General features: G+C 64.6%; 23 protein-coding genes and 1 tRNA gene. 20 read left to right on the top strand and 4 right to left on the bottom strand.

Features of this window, described 5'->3' with window-relative positions:
- Nucleotides 1-221 precede the first annotated feature (221 nt).
- Nucleotides 222-1,598, top strand: coding sequence for a dihydrolipoyl dehydrogenase (gene lpdA, locus ACP16H_RS02015; RefSeq protein WP_425070561.1), 1,377 nt, complete (start codon nt 222-224; stop codon nt 1,596-1,598).
- Nucleotides 1,599-1,632: 34 nt separating this feature from the next.
- Here lpdA and ACP16H_RS02010 read toward each other — a convergent pair whose 3' ends face one another.
- The 3 genes from ACP16H_RS02010 to ACP16H_RS02000 are packed head-to-tail and all read right to left on the bottom strand — an operon-like array spanning nt 1,633 to nt 3,802.
- A complete protein-coding gene (locus ACP16H_RS02010) occupies nt 1,633-2,793 on the bottom strand; it encodes an HD domain-containing protein (RefSeq protein WP_425070560.1) in 1,161 nt (386 codons plus the stop codon).
- A gap of 14 nt (nt 2,794-2,807) precedes the next feature.
- Nucleotides 2,808-3,089, bottom strand: a complete 282-nt coding sequence (locus tag ACP16H_RS02005; RefSeq protein ID WP_425070559.1) for a hypothetical protein — start codon at nt 3,087-3,089, stop codon at nt 2,808-2,810.
- Between the two features lie 59 nt (nt 3,090-3,148).
- The gene (locus tag ACP16H_RS02000) at nt 3,149-3,802 is read right to left on the bottom strand and encodes an alpha/beta hydrolase (RefSeq protein WP_425070558.1); all 654 of its coding nucleotides are present in this window, start codon (nt 3,800-3,802) and stop codon (nt 3,149-3,151) included.
- Between the two features lie 235 nt (nt 3,803-4,037).
- On the opposite strand from ACP16H_RS02000, the gene ACP16H_RS01995 reads away from it, so the two are divergent.
- The 14 genes from ACP16H_RS01995 (at nt 4,038) to ACP16H_RS01930 (ending at nt 14,218) form a co-directional block, all read left to right on the top strand.
- Nucleotides 4,038-4,502 (top strand): Rrf2 family transcriptional regulator, encoded by a 465-nt coding sequence (locus tag ACP16H_RS01995; RefSeq protein ID WP_425070557.1) that lies wholly within the window; start codon nt 4,038-4,040, stop codon nt 4,500-4,502.
- Between the two features lie 77 nt (nt 4,503-4,579).
- On the top strand, nt 4,580-5,635 hold the full coding sequence (locus ACP16H_RS01990) for a cysteine desulfurase family protein (protein WP_425070556.1): 1,056 nt from the start codon (nt 4,580-4,582) through the stop codon (nt 5,633-5,635).
- A gap of 13 nt (nt 5,636-5,648) precedes the next feature.
- Nucleotides 5,649-7,169: a Fe-S cluster assembly protein SufB gene (gene sufB / locus ACP16H_RS01985; protein ID WP_425070555.1), complete on the top strand. Its 1,521-nt coding sequence runs from the start codon at nt 5,649-5,651 to the stop codon at nt 7,167-7,169.
- A 44-nt stretch (nt 7,170-7,213) separates the two neighbouring features.
- Nucleotides 7,214-7,561 (top strand): DMT family protein, encoded by a 348-nt coding sequence (locus ACP16H_RS01980; RefSeq protein WP_425070554.1) that lies wholly within the window; start codon nt 7,214-7,216, stop codon nt 7,559-7,561.
- 4 nt (nt 7,562-7,565) lie between these two features.
- Complete coding sequence (locus tag ACP16H_RS01975; RefSeq protein ID WP_425070553.1) at nt 7,566-8,363, top strand: FkbM family methyltransferase; 798 nt, start codon at nt 7,566-7,568, stop codon at nt 8,361-8,363.
- Nucleotides 8,360-8,671 (top strand): heavy metal-binding domain-containing protein, encoded by a 312-nt coding sequence (locus tag ACP16H_RS01970; RefSeq protein WP_425070552.1) that lies wholly within the window; start codon nt 8,360-8,362, stop codon nt 8,669-8,671. Before ACP16H_RS01975 ends, ACP16H_RS01970 begins: the two co-directional genes overlap by 4 nt.
- A 147-nt stretch (nt 8,672-8,818) precedes the next feature.
- Nucleotides 8,819-9,025 carry a hypothetical protein gene (locus ACP16H_RS01965; RefSeq protein WP_425070551.1) on the top strand — a complete coding sequence of 69 codons (207 nt, stop codon included), beginning with the start codon at nt 8,819-8,821 and terminating at the stop codon, nt 9,023-9,025.
- A 19-nt stretch (nt 9,026-9,044) separates the two neighbouring features.
- On the top strand, nt 9,045-9,644 hold the full coding sequence (locus ACP16H_RS01960; protein WP_425070550.1) for a hypothetical protein: 600 nt from the start codon (nt 9,045-9,047) through the stop codon (nt 9,642-9,644).
- Between the two features lie 33 nt (nt 9,645-9,677).
- Nucleotides 9,678-10,433 (top strand): Fe-S cluster assembly ATPase SufC, encoded by a 756-nt coding sequence (sufC, locus tag ACP16H_RS01955; protein ID WP_425070549.1) that lies wholly within the window; start codon nt 9,678-9,680, stop codon nt 10,431-10,433.
- A complete protein-coding gene (locus ACP16H_RS01950) occupies nt 10,434-11,711 on the top strand; it encodes a SufB/SufD family protein (RefSeq protein WP_425070548.1) in 1,278 nt (425 codons plus the stop codon). It begins immediately after the preceding gene.
- A 3-nt stretch (nt 11,712-11,714) separates the two neighbouring features.
- Nucleotides 11,715-12,245 carry a YIP1 family protein gene (locus tag ACP16H_RS01945; RefSeq protein WP_425070547.1) on the top strand — a complete coding sequence of 177 codons (531 nt, stop codon included), beginning with the start codon at nt 11,715-11,717 and terminating at the stop codon, nt 12,243-12,245.
- Nucleotides 12,242-12,832, top strand: a complete 591-nt coding sequence (locus ACP16H_RS01940; protein WP_425070546.1) for a YIP1 family protein — start codon at nt 12,242-12,244, stop codon at nt 12,830-12,832. Before ACP16H_RS01945 ends, ACP16H_RS01940 begins: the two co-directional genes overlap by 4 nt.
- Nucleotides 12,825-14,045: a cysteine desulfurase gene (locus ACP16H_RS01935; RefSeq protein ID WP_425070545.1), complete on the top strand. Its 1,221-nt coding sequence runs from the start codon at nt 12,825-12,827 to the stop codon at nt 14,043-14,045. Before ACP16H_RS01940 ends, ACP16H_RS01935 begins: the two co-directional genes overlap by 8 nt.
- 96 nt (nt 14,046-14,141) lie before the next feature.
- Nucleotides 14,142-14,218, top strand: a tRNA-Arg gene (locus ACP16H_RS01930).
- Between the two features lie 50 nt (nt 14,219-14,268).
- On the opposite strand, the gene ACP16H_RS01925 is transcribed toward ACP16H_RS01930, so the two are convergent.
- A complete protein-coding gene (locus ACP16H_RS01925; RefSeq protein WP_425070544.1) occupies nt 14,269-14,760 on the bottom strand; it encodes a heme-degrading domain-containing protein in 492 nt (163 codons plus the stop codon).
- Between the two features lie 271 nt (nt 14,761-15,031).
- Between ACP16H_RS01925 and ilvD the strand changes: the two genes are divergently transcribed.
- The 5 genes from ilvD to ACP16H_RS01900 all read left to right on the top strand — a co-directional run bounded on the left by ilvD (nt 15,032) and on the right by ACP16H_RS01900 (nt 19,569).
- The gene (gene ilvD, locus ACP16H_RS01920) at nt 15,032-16,882 is read left to right on the top strand and encodes a dihydroxy-acid dehydratase (RefSeq protein ID WP_425070543.1); all 1,851 of its coding nucleotides are present in this window, start codon (nt 15,032-15,034) and stop codon (nt 16,880-16,882) included.
- Nucleotides 16,883-17,120: 238 nt separating this feature from the next.
- Nucleotides 17,121-17,891: a DUF2182 domain-containing protein gene (locus ACP16H_RS01915; RefSeq protein WP_425070542.1), complete on the top strand. Its 771-nt coding sequence runs from the start codon at nt 17,121-17,123 to the stop codon at nt 17,889-17,891.
- Between the two features lie 9 nt (nt 17,892-17,900).
- A complete protein-coding gene (locus ACP16H_RS01910) occupies nt 17,901-18,608 on the top strand; it encodes a DUF1326 domain-containing protein (protein ID WP_425070541.1) in 708 nt (235 codons plus the stop codon).
- Nucleotides 18,605-19,123, top strand: a complete 519-nt coding sequence (locus ACP16H_RS01905; RefSeq protein WP_425070540.1) for a DinB family protein — start codon at nt 18,605-18,607, stop codon at nt 19,121-19,123. The genes ACP16H_RS01910 and ACP16H_RS01905 overlap by 4 nt, the downstream gene beginning before the upstream one ends.
- 50 nt (nt 19,124-19,173) lie before the next feature.
- Nucleotides 19,174-19,569 (top strand): hypothetical protein, encoded by a 396-nt coding sequence (locus ACP16H_RS01900; RefSeq protein ID WP_425070539.1) that lies wholly within the window; start codon nt 19,174-19,176, stop codon nt 19,567-19,569.
- Nucleotides 19,570-19,663: the final 94 nt, after the last annotated feature.

Genomic DNA, 19,663 nt, shown 5'->3' with positions numbered 1-19,663 from the left:
GTGTTTTTTCTCTTTATCTGTATCAAACCCCGGGGGGGGGGGGGGGTTCACCCCCCCGGGTGGGTCGCCTCGCACTTGCGAGGCGAAGCCCATCCGCAGCGCCGAACCTCGGCGGCAAGCCTGCGCAGGGTAATCGCAATTCAAGGCGCCCACGAAAAACGGTTGGGGTCCCCGAAATTGCGGGCTAGCCTGTGGTCACAGTGACGCGCAGGGAGGACCGCATGGGCGCTTATGACATGGTGGTGATCGGGGCGGGGCCCGGTGGATACGTGGCCGCGATCCGGGGCGCGCAGCTGGGGCTGAAGGTGGCCGTGGTGGAACGCGAGCACCTCGGCGGCATCTGCCTCAACTGGGGCTGCATTCCGACGAAGGCGCTGTTGCGCTCGGCGGAGGTCTACCACCTGATGCACCGTGCCAAGGAATTCGGGTTGAGCGCCGAGGGGCTGTCGTTCGACCTTGACGCGGTGGTGAAACGGTCTCGGGGCGTGGCGAAGCAGCTGAATTCCGGCGTGGGCCACCTGTTGAAGAAGAACAAGGTTGACGTGGTGATGGGTGCTGCGCGGCTGGAGGGGCCGGGGCGCGTGTCGGTGGACGGCAAGGTGCTGGAGGCCCGCAACATCGTCGTGGCGACCGGCGCGCGGGCGCGGGAACTGCCGGGGTTGGAGGCCGACGGCGACCGGGTCTGGACGTACAAGCATGCGTTGCAGCCGGTGCGGATGCCGAAGAAGCTGTTGGTCATCGGGTCCGGTGCCATCGGGATCGAATTCGCGTCCTTTTACAATGCCTTGGGGGCCGATGTGACGGTGGTCGAGGTGGTGGATCGCATCCTTCCGGTCGAGGATGTCGAGATTGCAACCTTTGCGAAAAAGCAGTTCCAGAAGCAGGGCATGACGATCCTCGAGAAGGCGGCGGTGAAGCAGCTGGACCGCCGCAAGGATGGCGTCACGGCGCATGTGGAGCGCGGCGGCAAGGTCGAGAAGATGGAATTCGATACCGTGATTTCCGCCGTGGGGATCGTGGGCAATGTCGAGGATCTTGGGCTGGAAGAGCTGGGGGTGCGGGTCGAGCGGACCCATGTCGTCACCGACCCAATGTGCCGCACCGGGGTCGAAGGCGTTTATGCCATCGGCGACGTGGCGGGCGCGCCCTGGCTGGCGCACAAGGCCTCGCACGAGGGGGTCATGGTCGCCGAGCTGATCGCGGGCGGGCATCCCCATGCGGTCGATCCGGGGTCGATTGCGGGCTGTACCTATTGCCAGCCGCAGGTGGCCTCGGTGGGGCTGACCGAGGAGAAGGCCAAGGCGGCGGGCTACGAGGTGAAGGTCGGGCGCTTCCCCTTTGTCGGTAATGGCAAGGCGATTGCGCTGGGAGAGGCGGAGGGCATGGTGAAGACGGTGTTCGACGCCAAGACCGGGGCGCTGCTGGGGGCGCATATGGTGGGCGCGGAGGTCACGGAGCTGATCCAGGGCTACGTCATCGGGCGGCAGCTGGAGACGACGGAGGCCGACCTGATGCAGACGGTCTTCCCACATCCGACGCTGTCGGAGATGATGCACGAGTCGGTGCTGGACGCCTGGGGACGCGCGATCCATTTCTGAGGGGCGCGCGAATTTTCTGTGAAAATTCGGGCGCTCAACTCTGCGAAAGCGCGTCGATCATGGCGTGGGCCTTGGGGGCGATCCAGTCTGCGAGGATCGGCGCCCCTGCGGCGACCTTTGACAGGACGGCTGCGTCGAATTTCTCGCGTGTGACCTTGTATTCCACCCAGGACCCGCCGCCCGCCATCAGGTTCTGGTTCGGCGGGTTGAAGCGGTCGAGCGACTTGGCAAAGCGGGCCTCGGGGCTTTGGTTGGCCTCGAAGTCCTCCCAGAGGGCGCGCAGCGGCGCGCCTTCGGAGCCCAGCAGGCCGAAGAGCCGGTCGGCGGCGGCGTTTTCCGCCGCTTCGATGGCAGCGGTGTCGACGGCGCCGAAGACCGGCACGTCGCCCGCGTCGATTTCGACCAGATCATGCAGCAGCAGCATGGTGACAACCTTGGCGGTGTCCACCGGGATGGGGGCGTGTTCCGCGAGGATCAGGGCGTAGAGGGCGACGTGCCAGCTGTGCTCGGCGCTGTTCTCTCGCCGCGCGCCGTGCAGGGCGAGCGTGGCTCGGTTGACGGACTTCAGGCGGTCGGCCTCGGCTAGGAAGGCGAGGCGGGCGGTCAGCGGGCCAGCGGGCGGCGTTTCGCGGGCCATCAGCGCGCGGGTGTGTGCATCGAGCGCGGGCCAGTCCTGCGCTATGCGGCGCGCGCGGCCTTCGGTCAGGGTGTGACCGGCAATGTCGGGGTGATCCTCGTGCCACTCGGGGGCGAGGAAGACCTGCAGGATCGGCTGCATGTGGTCGATGCGCTTGGCGTAGACCGCCGAGGGCGTGGCGTTCTCCTCGAATTCCTGCCAGAGGGCGTGCAGGCGCGCGCCCTGATCGGGGGGCAGCAGGCCGAAGAGCCGGGTGGCGGCGGCATTTTCCTTGCGCGCGATCTCGTGCGGGTCATGGGCCACGGCGACGGAATGATCGCCCGCGTCGATTTCCACGATGTCGTGGATCAGCAGCATGGCAATGGCGCGGGCGAGGTCGCAGCCTTGCGGCGCATCAGGTGCCAGCACCAGCGCCCAGAGGGCGACGTGCCAGCTATGCTCGGCCACGTTTTCTGGGCGTGACCGGTCCATCAGGACATTGTGGCGGGTGACGCCCTTGAGCGCGTCCGCCTCGTTGAGAAATGCCATCTGGCGGTCGAGGCGGTGCGGGTCGGTCATCGGTCAGCTCGCGTTCAGAGGTTTTCGTTGTCCGAGCCGGGCGCGCGGGCTTCGGGGATGGCTTCACCCTTCTTCTTGGCCTCGAGGGCCTTTTTCACATGGTCCGTCAGGAAGGCGCGGGCGCGGCGTTCGGCAAGGCGGATGCGGACGGCGGCGCGGAAGATTTCCTCGGACGAAGGAGAGGATGCGCCGAGCACGGAGGCAACCTGATCGGGGAGGTTCTCGTCGCCCAAGGCATCCATCGCCTTGATGACGTCCTGTGCGAGCTTGTCGGAAAGGTCTTCGACGACGGACATGGGGGTTCCCTGTCTGTTGGGGCCAGAGGCGAGAAGGGGGGCCAGAGCCCCCCGAACCCTTAGCGGGTGTTCTCTGTCAGGCGGCGTTTCACGTAGCCGTTCACGTGGTCGATCATCGTTTCCATGTGCGGCTCTTCGAAGAAGTGCCCGGAGCCGTCGATTTCCTCGTGCGTGATCGTGATCCCCTTCTGCTCGTGCAGTTTGTTCACCAGCGACCGCGTGTCCGCGGGAGGGGCCACGCGATCGTTCGTGCCGTTGATGATGAGACCCGAGGAGGGGCAGGGCGCGAGGAACGAGAAGTCGTACATGTTGGCCGGCGGAGAGACCGAGACGAAGCCGGTGATCTCGGGGCGGCGCATCAGAAGCTGCATGCCGATCCATGCGCCGAAGGAGAAGCCCGCGACCCAGCAATGTTTCGAGTTCTGGTTCATCGACTGGAGGTAATCCAGCGCCGATGCCGCATCCGACAGCTCGCCCACGCCCTGATCGTATTCGCCCTGCGAACGACCCACGCCGCGGAAATTGAACCGCAGGACGGTGAAGCCCATGTTGTAGAAGGCGTAATGCAGGTTGTAGACGACCTTGTTGTTCATCGTCCCGCCGAACTGCGGATGTGGATGCAGCACGATGGCGATCGGCGCGTCGCGGTCTTTTTGCGGGTGGTAACGGCCTTCGAGGCGGCCTTCGGGTCCGGGAAAAATCACCTCGGGCATGGGTGCGCTGTGGCTCCTGAGTTCGTGCGCCGGGCGGCGCGTCGTGCTGGGCCGGGAATTCTTGACGACTTCACTCGGCCACTTTAGAAACATTCCAAACAGGCCTGCGGGCCGGAACGGGCTTCGATGCACTTATGCAATCGGGCGGGCAAGGTCAATTGGCCTGCGCTCTTGTGACGTGTTTGTCGGAGCGTTTTTGTCTGGATGATGTGACCTTTGGGGAGAGGGGACGCGGATGAAACTGAGCACGAAGGGGCGCTATGCCATGGTGGCGCTGGTGGATATCGCGTTGCAGCCCGAGGGGGACCTGGTGACGCTGGGCGACGTGTCCAAGCGGCAGGACCTGTCCTTGCCCTATCTCGAACAGTTGTTCGTGAAACTGCGCCGCGCCGGGCTGGTGGAATCGGTGCGCGGGCCGGGCGGCGGCTATCGGCTGGCAAAGTCGCCGTCGGATATCAGGGTTGTCGACGTGCTGGGCGCGGTGGACGAGACGGTGGACGCCATGCACAAGGGGGCCGGGGCCTCGGGCGGCTTGAGCGGGTCCAAGGCGCAGTCGTTGTCGAACATGCTGTGGCAGTCGCTGTCGGCGCATGTCTACGTCTTTCTGCATCAGACGCGCTTGTCGGATGTGGTGCAGCGGGGGCTGGCGCCCTGTCCGGCGGTGCCGGCGCTGTTCGATGTGGTCGAGGATGAGGGCTGAGAGGGGGCGCTGCCCCCGTCCTTCGGACTCCCCCGGAGGTATTTGGACCAAGAAGAAGCACAGGGTCGGAACAGGGTTTGAAGCGGGTTTACCTGGATCATAATGCGACGACGCCGTTGCGGGTTGAGGCACGCGACGCAATGGTTGCGGCGATGGATGTCTTTGGCAATCCGTCGTCGGTGCATGGCGAGGGGCGGGCTGCGAAGTCTCTGGTGGAGCGGGCGCGGGCTCAGGTGGCGGCGGCCTTTGGTGCGGATGGCGCGGACGTGGTGTTCGTGTCCTCGGCCACCGAGGCGGCAGCGCTGGCCTGTGCGGGCCGTGGGCTCATGGGGGCCGAGGTCGAGCACGACGCGGTCGCGTCCTGGATTGATCCGGTGTTGCCCGTGGATGCGGCTGGCCGGGTTTCTGTTGCAGAGCCGGAGCGCAGTGTGCTGCAACTGGCGAATTCCGAGACCGGGGTGGTGCAGGATCTGCCTCAGGGGCTGGCGGTGGTGGATGCCACGCAGGCCTTTGGCAAGCTGCCGGTTGCCTTCAACTGGATGGGCTGCCAGATGGCGCTGGTGTCGGCGCACAAGCTGGGCGGGCCGAAGGGGATCGGCGCGCTGGTGATGAAGCGCGGCACCGACCTTGCGGCGCAGCTGAAGGGCGGTGGGCAGGAGATGGGCCGTCGCGCAGGCACCGAGAACGTCATCGGCATCGCGGGATTCGGCGCGGCAGCAGAGGCGGCGGCGCGCGAACTGGACGAAGGTCGCTGGGCCGAGGTGGAAAAGATTAGAAACATTCTAGAGTTTTCGATTGCAGCGGCTGCGAAAGAAACTATTTTTGTCGGGAAAGATGCGCTGAATGCCTTGGCGCGTCTGCCGAACACGTCCTGTTTTGCCACCCCGGGGTGGAAGGGCGAGACGCAGGTGATGCAGATGGACTTGGCGGGATTCGCGGTCAGCGCGGGCTCTGCCTGTTCGTCAGGAAAGGTCCGTGCCAGCCGGGTGCTGCGGGCCATGGGATACGGTGACGAGGTCGCAAGCTCTGCCATTCGGGTGAGCCTGGGGCTGGACACCACCGAAGAAGACGTGTCGCGCTTTGTCGAAGCGTGGCTGAAGACATACGAGCGGTTCCGCGCGCGGGCCGGCTGAGAGAGGAAGAAGCATGTCCATGACCGAAGACGTGAACGTCAAGGAAGGCGTCGATCAGGAGACGGTGGATGCCGTCAAGCAGGTGTCGACCTACAAGTACGGCTGGGACACCGAGATCGAGATGGAATACGCCCCCAAGGGCGTGAACCCCGATATCGTGAAGCTGATCTCGTCCAAAAATGACGAGCCGGAGTGGATGACGGAATGGCGTCTGGCGGCCTTCGAGCGCTGGACCAGGATGGAAGAGCCCAAGTGGGCGATGGTCTCTTACCCGGAGATCGACTTTCAGGAGCAGTATTACTACGCCCGCCCCAAGAGCATGGCGGAGAAGCCCAAGTCGCTGGACGAGGTCGATCCTAAGCTGCTGGCGACCTATGAAAAGCTGGGCATCCCGCTGAAGGAGCAGATGATCCTTGCCGGTGTCGAAGGGGCCGAGAACATGCCCGCCGAGGGCCGCAAGGTGGCCGTGGACGCGGTGTTCGATTCGGTGTCCGTGGGCACGACCTTCCAGGCGGAGCTGAAGAAAGCGGGCGTGATCTTCTGCTCGATCTCCGAGGCGATCCGCGAGCATCCGGAGCTGGTGAAGAAATACCTCGGCACGGTGGTGCCCGCGTCGGACAACTTCTACGCGACGCTGAACAGCGCCGTGTTCTCGGATGGCTCGTTCGTCTACGTGCCGCCGGGGGTGCGCTGCCCGATGGAGCTGTCGACCTATTTCCGCATCAACGCCGAGAACACCGGCCAGTTTGAGCGGACGCTCATCATCGCGGACAAGGGGTCTTATGTCTCCTACCTCGAAGGCTGCACCGCACCGCAGCGCGACACAGCGCAGCTGCACGCGGCGGTGGTCGAGATCATCATCGAGGAAGATGCCGAGGTGAAGTATTCCACCGTGCAGAACTGGTTCCCCGGGGACGAAAACGGCAAGGGCGGCATCTACAACTTCGTCACCAAGCGCGCGGATTGCCGGGGCGACCGGGCCAAGGTGATGTGGACGCAGGTGGAAACCGGCTCGGCCGTGACGTGGAAATACCCGTCCTGCATCCTGCGCGGGAATGAATCGCAGGGCGAGTTCTATTCGATCGCCATCGCCAACAACCACCAGCAGGCCGACACCGGGACCAAGATGATCCACCTTGGCCGCGATACCAAGTCGCGGATCGTGTCCAAGGGGATTTCGGCAGGGGTGGCGCAGAACACCTATCGCGGGCTGGTGTCGATGCACCCGAAGGCGAAGAACTCGCGCAACTACACGCAGTGCGACTCGCTGTTGATCGGCGACAAGTGCGGCGCGCACACGGTCCCTTACATCGAGGTGAAGAACAACTCGTCGCGTTGCGAGCATGAGGCGACCACGTCCAAGGTGGATGACGATCAGCTGTTCTACTGCCGCCAGCGCGGCATGGACGAGGAGGAGGCGGTGGCCCTTGTGGTCAACGGCTTCTGCCGAGAGGTGTTGCAAGCGCTGCCGATGGAGTTCGCCATGGAAGCGCAGCAGCTGGTGGCGATCAGCCTTGAAGGGTCCGTGGGGTAAGTCGGGGTCAACCCCGACCTACGCCCGCCGCGCGCCGGTGCACCATGTCCCTGTCATATCCCGCGATTGCGCCCATCGTGCTGCTGTCCCTGTCGAATGTCTTCATGACATTCGCGTGGTACGGGCACCTGAAGTTCAAGGGCGCGGCGCTGATCACGGTGATCGTGGTCAGCTGGGGCATTGCGTTCTTCGAGTATTGCCTTGCCGTGCCGGCCAACAGGATCGGGCACGAGGTCTATTCGGCGGCGCAGCTGAAGACGATACAGGAGGTCATCACGCTGACCGTCTTTGTCGGCTTCTCGGTGGTCTACCTGAAGGAAAGCTTGTCGCTGAACACCGTGATCGGGTTCGCCTTCATCGCCGTAGGCGCGGCTTTCGTGTTCCGGGGGTGAGGGGATGAGCGGGGCCATCACTTTGCCTGCGGCAGAGGTCGCGCCGGACGATTATTTCGACCTGCGCGGCGCGTTGCAGGCGCTGGACAGCGGTGCTCCGGTGACCTTTCCGCCGATGCACATGACGCGGGTGCGGATCGGTGGGCGGAACCTGACGTTCTGCACCAACTTTGCCAAGGACCCGGTGCAGCGGATGCAGCGCAAGGGGCGGTTCTACGAGGACGATGACCTGCGCGAGGTGGCGAAGTTCCTGCCGAAAGCGCCGCGCGTGCTGGACGTGGGGGCCAATGTCGGCAATCACGCGATGTATTTCGCGACCCAGTGCGGGGCGGAGTCCGTCGTGGTGATCGAACCCAACCCGCTGGCGCTGGCACCCTTGGTGGCGAACATCCTGCTCAACGACCTGGGCGGGGTGATCCGCACCGAGGCGCTGGGGATAGGGTTGGGCGCCAAGTCCGAAGGCGGGCTGTACATGCGGCGGCGGTTGCAGAACCTTGGCGGCACTAGGATGCAGCGCGACATGGGCGGCGATCTGGAGGTGCATCCGGGCGATGCTCTGTTCGCCGACGAGCAGTTCGATTTGATCAAGATCGACGTCGAGGGGATGGAGATGGACGTGCTGGCCGGTCTGGAATTGACCATTGCCCGCTGCCGTCCGCTGATCTTCATCGAGGTGGACGACGAGAACACCGCAGCCTTTGACGACTGGTGCGCCGCGCGGGGCTACGTGCCGCGCTACGAGGTGCGCCGCTACAACGTGAACAAGAATTACCTCGTGCAGCCCGTGGGAGAGACAGCATGATCGTGACCACCACTCCGAACGTCGAAGGCCACCTGATCGCCGAGTACCTCGGCATCGTCACCGGCGAGGCGATCCTTGGGGCGAACATCTTTCGCGATGTCTTTGCCGGGATCACGGACATCATCGGGGGCCGGTCCGGTGCCTATGAGAAATCCCTGGCCGAGGCGCGCGAGACGGCGTTGGGCGAACTGGAAGCCCGGGCGCGGGCGATGGGGGCCAATGCCGTGGTGGGTGTCGATCTGGATTACGAGGTCATCAACAACATGCTGATGGTGTCTGCCTCGGGCACGGCGGTGGTACTGGGGTAAAGGCGTCACGCACGCTGATCGAACGGATAGGGCGATAGGTCACAAACTTGTCAGTTTTCGGAAAATACTTGGGCAATGCCACATTGTCGCCGCTTTCCGGGCGCAAAACCTCCTTGCGTGGGGGCGCGTTTCAGAGCGGGTGTGACAATGTCCAATGCTGTTACCAAGTCCGGCCAGAAGGCTCTGGAAAACTGGCAGTCGATGCGCGAGCAGGAACGTTCGCTGCGCGAGGCCATGACCGTCGAGGAACCCGTGGCAACTTCGCCGCGGCGCAAGCTGTGCATCAGCTGTTTTGCAGGGGCTGGGGTGCTGGTCACCGCCGGGGTTCTGCTTGGGGCCGGTCTGCTGACCTGATCCCGATGGGGGGCGCGGCATGAGCGCCTCCACGATCATACGTCCCGAACTGACCATGCCCGAGGCCGAGGCCACGCTGTTGCGCGCGGCATACGAGCGGGCAGGGGTCATCCTCGAATACGGTTCGGGCGGGTCTACCGTCATGGCCGCCGAGATGCCGGGCAAGACCGTCTTCAGCGTCGAATCCGACCGCGACTGGGCACAGATGATGCGCGGCTGGTTCGCGGACAATCCGCCCGTCGCCGGGTCGGATGTGGATGTGATCTGGTCCGACATCGGCCCGACCAAAGAGTGGGGGCACCCGGTTGATGGCACCGAGTGGCGCCGTTTTGCCCGCTACCCGCTGGAGGTCTGGGGCATGTCGCATTTCCGTCAGCCCGACGTGGTGCTGGTGGATGGCCGTTTCCGGCAGGGCTGCGCCCTGGCTTGCGCTTTCATGTCGAAGGCACCGCTGGAGCTCTACTTCGACGATTACGTGCAGCGGAAACATTACCACAAGGTCGAGCAGATCCTCGGCCCTCCCGAAATCACCGGGCGCATGGCCTTTTGGCATGTCAGCCCCCAACCCATCCCGCCGGAGCGGCTGATGTGGGTCATCCGACTCATGCAGAATCCGTAACCGGCTGACAGATATACGAGAAGGAAAACGCAGATGCTGGAAATCAAGAACCTGCACGTGAAGCTGGAAGAAGAGGACAAGCAGATCCTCAAGGGTGTGAACCTGACGGTCGAGCCGGGCCAGGTCGCGGCGATCATGGGCCCGAACGGTTCGGGCAAGTCGACCCTGTCCTACGTCCTGTCGGGCCGCGACGGTTACGAGGTGACGGACGGCTCGGCAACGCTCGAAGGCGAGGAGCTGCTGGACATGGAGCCGGAGGAGCGCGCGGCAGCGGGTCTTTTCCTGGCGTTCCAGTACCCGGTGGAGATCCCCGGCGTCGGCAACATGACTTTCCTGCGGACGGCGGTGAACGCGCAGCGCAAGGCGCGCGGCGAGGACGAAATGTCGGCGGCCGAGTTCCTCAAGGTGATCCGCGAGAAGGCCAAGAGCCTGAAGATCGACGCAGACATGCTGAAGCGTCCGGTGAACGTGGGTTTCTCGGGTGGCGAGAAGAAGCGCAACGAAATCCTCCAGATGGCGATGCTGGAGCCGAAGATGTGCATCCTCGACGAGACGGACTCGGGTCTGGACGTGGATGCGATGAAGCTGGTGTCGGATGGCGTGAACGCGCTGCGCGATGCCGGGCGGTCTTTCCTGGTCATCACGCACTATCAGCGCCTGCTGGACCACATCAAACCGGACGTGGTGCACATCATGGCCAATGGCCGCATCATCAAGTCCGGCGGCCCCGAGCTGGCGCTGGAAGTGGAGCAGAACGGTTACGCCGACCTGCTGGCAGAGGAGGCGTAAATGTCCCTTCCGAAGGCAAAGCAGGATGCAACCGACGCGCGGCTGAACGCGCTCACGCTGCCCACCGGCGGCTGGGCCGAGGCTGCGCGCCGCGATGCGCTGTCCCGCGTGCAGGCCATGGGCCTGCCGGGCGCGCGCGATGAATACTGGAAGTACACCCGCCCGGATACGCTTGTCGCGGTCGACGCGCCCGAGGCGCAGGCGATGGACGCGCAGGAAGCGCCGCTTTTCGGCGCGCGCGACCGGCTGGAGGTCGTGTTTGTCGACGGTGTGTTCGATGCCGAGGCGTCGGACGACCTGTCAATGGAGGGCGTCACCATCGAGCGTCTGGCAGAGGCGTCCGACATCCATTGGGCCAAGGACATCTACGGGGTGCTTGAGACCAACGGCCAGACTCCGGTGCAGCGTCCCCTGGCGGCGCTGAACACTGCCTTTGCGACGGACGGTCTGCTGATCCATGTCACGGGCAAGGCGGCAAAGCCGATCCACATCAACTACGTCCACAAGTCGGGCAACTCGGATGCCATTCTACACCATGTGGTGAAGGTGGATACGAATTGTCAGCTGACAATTCTGGAAAACGGCGCGGCTGCGGCGCGGTTCAACAAGGTCATGGAATGCGACATCGCCGACGGTGGTGCCCTGCATCACGTGCGGGCGCAGGGCCGCGACCATGACCGTCGCGCGGTCACGGGTGTCTATGCCCGTCTGGGCGCGGAATCCGTGTTCAAGAGCTTTACCCTGACCGTCAACGGCGCGCTGACCCGCAACGAGGCGGTGATTGAGTTCAACGGCGACGACGCGGTGGCGCATATCGCCGGGGCCTGCATGGGCGACGGCGCGTTCCACCACGACGACACCGTGTTCATCACCCATGACGCCGTGGGCTGCGAAAGCCGCCAGGTGTTCAAGAAGGTGCTGCGCAACGGGGCCGTGGGCGTTTTCCAGGGCAAGATCCTTGTGAAGGCGGGCGCGCAGAAGACGGACGGCTACCAGATCTCGCAAAGCCTGCTGCTGGACGACGACAGCCAGTTCCTCGCCAAGCCCGAGCTGGAAATCTATGCCGACGACGTGGCCTGTTCGCATGGCTCGACCTCGGGGGCGATCGACGACGATTCGCTGTTCTACCTGCGGGCGCGTGGCGTGCCGAAGGGCATCGCCGAGGACATGATGACCATCGCCTTCATCGCCGAAGCGGTGCAGGAGATCGAGGACGAGTCCCTGCGCGAGGAACTGGTGGAGCGGGTCGAGGCCTGGCTGGCGCGCAGGCGGGGCTGAGACTTGTCCGTATCGACCGATATTGCGGCCATGTACCGACGGCCGGCGGAGGTTCTTCGCCGGCTGTTGTCGCGCGAGGTCAGTGAACCGCGTGCGCTGGCCTACCTGATGGGAGCCTGTGCCCTGATGTTCGTGGCGCGGCTGCCTGCGCTGTCGCGCGAAGTGTCGCTGTCCGATCCCGAACGCTGGGCGCGCGAACCCGGCGCGTATTCCGAGGCCTTGCAGCCGGTGATGGGTGGCACGCTTCTGGCGACGCTGATCTTTCTGCCGCTGATCTTTTACGTCATCGCCTTCGTGGTGCAGATCATCCTGCGGGCCTTTGGTCGCAAGCTGGGCGGTTACGACATGCGGCTGGTGCTGTTCTGGTCGCTGCTGGCGGCGGCGCCGCTGGCTTTGCTGAACGGGCTGACGGCGGGGTTCGTCGGGCCGGGACCGGCGCTGACCATCGTCGGGGTCTTGTGGTTCGCCGTGCTTTTGTGGTTCGTGGCCACCGGGGTGCGGGAAGCGCATCGCTTGGCAGGAGAGAGCGCATGACGCTTCAGGGCTTCGTGAATCTGGCAATCCAGAGCATCGGCGCGCCGCGTGACGTGGCACGGCTGCTGATGTCGACCCGTATGAGCCGCGAAGCGCTGTGGACCGCCTTTGCGCTGGTGGTGGTGGCGAATGCAACGGTTTACGGCCTGTCGCTGGTGATGGATCCGGCCCCTGCGGGTGTGCCGGTGTTCCTGTCCACGGCTGCGGGTTACCTGGTGGTGGAGGCGATCACGCTGGGCGGCACCATCCTGGCGCTGACCTGGCTGGGGCGGCTGCTGGGCGGCGCGGGCCGCATGGCGGACGTCGCTCTTTTGATGATCTGGATGCAGGCACTGAACCTGATCGTGCAGGCGGTGACCTCCGTGTTGCTGCCTCTGTCGCCGGAGTTCGCGGGCATCGTCGTGCTGGCAGGGTCGGCCATCGGCTTCTGGATCATGTTGAATTTCATAGACGAAGCCCACGGGCTGGGCAGCCTGTTCAAGGCGTTCTTCGTCTTTCTGCTGAGCCTGCTGGCGCTTGGCTTCGTACTGTCGATGATCCTGGTTCTGGCCGGGTTCACGCCGGAAGGGATGATGGGCAATGTATGACGTTTTCGAAGTCCGCAAGGACTTTCCGATCCTCTCGCGCGAGGTGAACGGCAAGCCGCTGGTGTATCTGGACAACGGCGCGTCGGCACAGAAACCGCAGGTGGTCATCGACGCGGTGACCAAGGGTTATGCCGAGGAATATGCCAACGTTCACCGCGGGTTGCACTACCTGTCCAATCTTGCGACCGACAAGTACGAGGGCGTGCGCGGCGTGATCGCGAAGTTCCTTGGCGCGAAGGACCCCGACGAGATCGTCTACACCACCGGCACCACCATGGGGATCAACCTCGTGGCCTATGGCTGGGCCATGCCGCGCATGGAAGCGGGGGACGAGATCATCCTGTCGGTGATGGAGCATCACGCCAACATCGTGCCCTGGCACTTCCTGCGCGAACGGCAGGGCGTGGTCATCAAATGGGTGGATTGCGATGCCACCGGCGCGCTGGACCCGCAGAAGGTGCTGGACGCCATCACGCCCCGGACCAAGCTGATCGCCGTGACGCAATGTTCCAATGTGCTGGGAACGATTGTGGACGTGAAGGCGATCTGCCACGGCGCGCGTGAGAAGGGCGTGCCGGTGCTGGTGGATGGCTCTCAGGGCTCGGTCCACATGCCGGTGAACGTCGAGGACATTGGCTGTGATTTCTATGCCATCACCGGGCACAAGCTGTACGGCCCGTCCGCCTCGGGTGCGATCTGGATCAGGCGCGCGCGCATGGACGAGATGCGGCCCTTCATGGGCGGCGGCGACATGATCCGCGAGGTGTCTAAGGAAGAGGTCACCTACAACGATCCGCCGATGAAGTTCGAGGCGGGCACGCCCGGTATCGTCCAGCAGATCGGTCTGGGCGTGGCGCTGGAATACATGATGGACCTCGGGATGGAGAACATCGCGGCCCACGAGGCATCGTTGCGCGACTACGCGGTGGACAGGCTGGGCGGGCTGAACTGGCTGAACGTGCAGGGCACAACGGCGGACAAGGCGGCGATCTTCTCCTTCACCATGCAGGGCGCGGCCCATGCGCATGACATCTCGACCATCCTCGACAAGAAGGGTGTGGCGGTCAGGGCAGGGCACCACTGCGCCGGGCCGCTGATGGATCACCTCGGGGTGACGGCGACCTGCCGGGCGTCCTTTGGCCTGTACAACACCACCTCGGAAATCGACACGCTGGTCGAGGCGCTGGAACTGGCGCACGAGTTGTTTGGCTGACCTGAACGCGCGGCCCTTTGGTCGCGCGATTTCTGTTGCTGCCATCCCGGATTTGCCGTTGCAGCGGTCCGGGGCAGCGGCTATACGGCCTCTCAGGCATCCGTAGCTCAGCTGGATAGAGCGCTGCCCTCCGAAGGCAGAGGTCACAGGTTCGAATCCTGTCGGGTGCGCCAATCTCTCCCCGTTCAATGTTTCAGGTGCCTGTCAGAGGCGCTACGCTGCCTTACAGGTGCGCTGGCAGGGCGATGTCGTACAGTCCCAGATGTGCCGCGAGCGTTGCTGTGGACAGTTCGTGGTCGTCCCGCGAGGGCAGGCCGGACACGCCGATGGCGGCAATGACGCCTACTCCCTTGACGCTGACGGGAAATCCCCCGCCGTGGAGGACAAAGTCCTCGTAGCGCAGTCCGACGTCAGGCCATTGTGCACGGCCTTTGAGCCCGTATTCCAGACCGGCCCGCATGGAAGATTTGAACGTGCGCAGGGTCGTGTTGATCTTGCGCCGCCCCCAGTCCTCGTTTTCCGGTGTGGCGCCGGGCAGGGTGGCAAAGAAGTAGCGGCGCGCGGCTGAGCGTATTTCGATGCTGACGGGCGCGGCAATGGCCTTTGCCCGGTCGCGCAAGGCGCAGCCAAGGGCAAAGGCCGTGTCCTCGTCGAAACGGTCCAGCACGAGGCGGCGTTCCTGGTCGGCGATGGCGTCGATGAGGGATTGGGTCATGGCAAGCTGTCCTTGTTGGCTTGAGCCAAGCGTATAGGCTTGTCGCATGGCGGCAATGGCTGGTGCGAGGATGCCTGAAGTTTCCTGTCAGAGATGAGGGGCCGCACCCGGGCGCCCCTGCGGGGCGGCGGGGCTCTGCCCCGGACCCCGAGGGTATTTGGGTCAAGATGAAGGGGAAGGGGCGGGTGCCTTGCCGCTTGGTATACCGGTTTGGACTTCACTCGCTGGACATTGAGGTTTAAGACGGCGCGACAACTTTCGGGAGGCCCATATGCCGCGCTATCGTTCCTACACCTCGACTCACGGACGCAACATGGCCGGGGCCCGTGGCCTTTGGCGGGCGACGGGGATGACGGACGGCGATTTCGGCAAGCCGATCGTCGCCATCGTCAATTCGTTCACCCAGTTCGTGCCGGGCCACGTGCATCTGAAGGATCTCGGCCAGATGGTCGCGCGCGAGGTCGAAGCGGCGGGTGGCGTGGCCAAGGAATTCAACACCATCGCGGTGGATGACGGCATCGCCATGGGCCATGACGGCATGCTGTATTCGCTGCCTTCGCGCGAGGTGATCGCGGATTCGGTCGAGTACATGGTGAACGCGCATTGCGCCGATGCGATGGTCTGCATCTCGAACTGTGACAAGATCACTCCGGGGATGCTGATGGCCGCCATGCGCCTGAACATCCCGGTGATCTTCGTGTCCGGTGGTCCGATGGAAGCGGGCAAGATCGACCTCGCCTCGCTGGATGTGAAGAAAGTCGACCTGGTCGATGCCATGGTTGCCGCCGCGTCCGAAACCTACACCGACGAGGAAGTGCAGCATATCGAGGAAAACGCCTGCCCGACCTGCGGGTCGTGCTCGGGCATGTTCACCGCGAACTCGATGAACTGCCTGGCGGAAGCGCTGGGTCTGGCGCTGCCGGGCAACGGATCTACGCTGGCGACGCATGCGGACCGTAAGGGGCTGTTCCTCGAAGCGGGGCGCAAGATCGTCGAGATCACCAAGCGCCATTACGATGGTGAAGAGGCGGGCCTGCTGCCGCGCGAGATCGCGACCTTCGAGGCCTTCGAAAACGCCATGTCGCTGGATATCGCCATGGGCGGTTCGACCAATACCGTGCTGCACCTGCTGGCGATTGCCAACGAGGGTGGCGTGGATTTCACCATGGACGACATCGACCGTCTGTCGCGCAAGGTGCCGTGCCTCTGCAAGGTCGCGCCGAACATCGAGAACGTCCACATGGAGGATGTGCATCGCGCGGGCGGGATCTTCTCGATCCTTGGGGAGCTGTCGCGCGCGGGTCTGCTGCACAATGACTGCAAGACCGTGCATTCCGCGTCCATGGGGGCGGCGATTGCCAACTGGGACATCGCCGTGGCCAACAACCCCGAGGCGGAAAAGCTGTTCAGCGCGGCCCCCGGAGGCGTGCGCACCACGCAGGCGTTTTCCACGGAGAACCGCTACAAGGAGCTGGACAAGGACCGCAAGGGCGGCGTGATCCGCTCGAAGGAACACGCGTTCTCGCAGGATGGCGGCCTTGCGGTGCTGTTCGGCAATATCGCGCAGGACGGCTGCATCGTGAAGACGGCGGGCGTGGATGCGTCGATCCTTCAGTTCACCGGCACGGCGCATGTCTGTGAGTCGCAGGACAAGGCGGTCAGCGACATCCTCACCGGCAAGGTGAAGGAAGGTGACGTGGTGGTGATCCGCTACGAGGGGCCGAAGGGTGGGCCGGGCATGCAGGAGATGCTGTATCCGACCTCCTACCTGAAATCGAAGGGGCTGGGCAAAGCCTGCGCCCTGCTGACGGACGGTCGTTTCTCGGGCGGCACCTCGGGCCTGTCCATCGGGCACGTCTCGCCCGAGGCGGCGGAGGGCGGCACCATCGGGCTGGTCGAAAAGGGTGACAAGATCGAGATCGACATCCCGAACCGCACCATCCATCTGGCGGTGGACGACGCCACGCTGGCGGCCCGCCGTGCCGCCCGCGACGAGAAGGGCTGGCAGCCCGAGGAACAGCGCTCGCGCAAGGTGTCCACTGCGCTGAAGGCCTATGCCGCCATGGCGACCTCGGCCGCCAAGGGCGCGGTGCGCGACGTGGAGCAGCTGACGCGCAAGTAAGCTGCGCATCGGAACATTAGAGCGGGGCTCGGGTCTGTGTGATCCGGGCCCCGTTTCGTCCCTTGGGCAAGTGAGGCGCGCAGCTTTTGCCTTCATCTTGATCCAAATACCCTCGGGGGAGTCTCTCGGTACGGGAGACGGGGGCAGCGCCCCCTGTCGACGTCGCGTGCGTCGGACCATTTGGCATTGCGCGAACCGCGCTTGGGTGCAAACCTTTCCGGGATGTGAAAGGGGTGCCATGGGCCTGACGCGGCGCGATTTTTTCTGGCTTGGGTTCTTTGGCTGCGTGCTGGCGGCCTGGGCTGCGCTGTACCTGATGACCTTGGGTGCGGGCGTGGACCTGCTGGGGCGCGCCGGGATGTGGGGGGAGGCGCTGGCCGCGCTCTGCACGGGGACCGAGGCCAGCGTGGCTGGTGTTGCTGCCGTCTGGGGCATGTGGGGGGCGATGAGCGTGGCCATGATGGGGCCGACGCTGGTGCCGATGCTGGCGACGTATCAGCGCTTTGCCGGGCGCGTCGCGCGACCGGTGGCCGGGCAGGTCGGCATCGTGCTGGGATTCCTTGGCGTCTGGCTGGCGTTTTCCATTCTGGCGGCGGCGGCGCAGGTGGCGTTGTCACGGGCCGGGCTGGTGGATGCGCGCGGCGTGGCGGCGACCGGCCTTCAGGGCGGGCTGTTGCTGCTGGCAGGCGCCTGGCAGTTCAGCGCCGCCAAGATGCGCTGCCAGAGCGCGTGCCTCTCGCCGATGAGCTATTTCATCGGGCGCTTCCGTGAGGGGCTGGGCGGCGGCCTCAACATGGGGCTGGAGATGGGCCGCGACTGCCTTGGATGCTGCTGGGCCATCATGGCGCTGGGATTCGTCGGCGGGGTGATGAACCTCGCGTGGATGGGTGTCGCCACTGTTCTGATGGTGCTGGAGAAGCTGCCGGGGATCGGGCAGGCTGTGCGCGTGCCGCTTGGGATATTATTCTGCGTGAGTGGTGTGGCCGTTTGGGCCTGGAACGTCATCTAGGGAGGAAGAATGGCACTTGATCGCAAACCGGATGCGGACCGGCTGCCTGTCAGTCAGAGGATCGACCAGCGGATGCCGAATCCGAAGCGTCGGCGGATGCGCCCCACGGATTGGGCGATCAAGGGGGAGCTTTTTCTGAATTGCTCGTGCACGGTGTTCTGTCCTTGCGTCGTGTCGCTGGGCAAGCATGACCCGACCGAGGGCACCTGCAAGGCCTGGATGGCCATTGCCATCGATGAAGGGCACTACGAGAACCACGACCTGACGGGGATCAATGTCGGCCTGATGGTCGAGATCCCCGGCAAGATGGCCGAGGGCGACTGGCGCGTGGCGGCCTATATCGACGAGCGCGCCTCGGCGGGGGCCTATGACGGGCTGTTGAAGATCCTGTCGGGTGAGGCGGGCGGCACCACGGGGCTGTTCACGCTGCTGGTCAGCACCATCATCGGCCATGAGCGCGAGAAGGTGGAGATCGTGCGCGATGGCACCAAGCGGGGTCTGTATATCGGGCGCAAGATCCAAGGCGAGATCGAGATGATCCCCGGCGCTTCGCGCGATCACCCGGTGGTGGTGTCGAACACGCAATACTGGATGGGGCCGGATGTGATCGTGGCCAAGGCGAACAAGTCCAAGGTGCGCGACTATGGCCGCGTCTGGGACCTGTCGGGCAAATCCGGCGAGATTTGTGCAATCGACTGGAAGGGAGCGGCGAAGTGAAGTTGACGCCCGATGTCGTGCTGATGATGGCGCGCTACAATGCCTGGCAAAACAAGCAGTTGCAGGCGAGTTTTGCAACGCTGTACCGGGAGGCGCTGACGCAGGACCGAGGCGCGTTCTTTGGCTCGATCCTCGCGACGGCGAACCATCTGTTGTGGGGGGATTCGATCTGGATGGCGCGGTTTACCGGCAAGGGGCGGCCTCCGGGCGGGTTCGACGAGAGCACGCGTTTGACGGACAGTGCCGAGGCCTGGGCGGTTGAGCGGTTCCGGCTGGATGGTGAGATCCTCCTGTGGGCCGAGAAGCTGCGGGCGGTGGACCTGACCGGGCCGCTGTCGTGGTATTCGGGGTCGATTGGCGCGGAGGTCTCGAAGCCGCGGGCGCAATGTGTGCTGCATTTCTTCAACCACCAGACGCATCACCGGGGACAGATCCACGGAATGTTGACGGCGGCGGGGGCCAAGGGGCCGGTGTCGGACCTGATCTTCATGCCGGACGAGGGGCCGTGGTTGTGAGCAGCGCTGGTCCGTGCCATGACGGCGCGGACGACAGATAGGGGGCTGCCATGACAGATCGGAACGAGCCGACACTGGAAGACATCGAGCGCGAGCGGGCGGCCATGTTCCGTCCGGCGTGGATCGCGTCACTGGCGCGGGGAGCATTGCCGCTGGGAGAGACCTTCTGGGGCGGTTTCCTGGGGATGCAGCTGATCCTGATGCCGCTCTGGCTGGTTCTGGTGGTGTTCGTTCCCGCTTTTTTGCCGGGCTTTGGCTGGTGGACGATGTTGGTGTTCTTTGTCTTGCAGGCGGTTTGGACGCTGGTGGTGACGCAGGCGGTGGTCCGCGTGGCTCCGGGCGCCCGGCAGGCGGGAGGCTGGCGCTGGGTGGCGATCCTCGTGGCGGTTCTGACGCTGGTGCAGGTGCTGGCGCTGTTCTGGATGTGGCTGACTGGGACTTTGTGAGGTTTCGCCGCGTGGATACGCGGCGACCGGCGCGGGGGGGGGCCCCCCCGCCCCGGGCGGGGTTTGGTGGGGTGGTAGGGGGCGGCAACGTTTG

Origin of the sequence: Sagittula sp. S175 (assembly GCF_049800975.1) — a bacterium.
In the GTDB taxonomy this organism is placed as follows: Bacteria; Pseudomonadota; Alphaproteobacteria; order Rhodobacterales; family Rhodobacteraceae; genus Sagittula.
The sequence above is the reverse complement of the archived record's forward strand: the minus strand, read 5'-3'. Positions and strand labels throughout refer to the sequence as shown.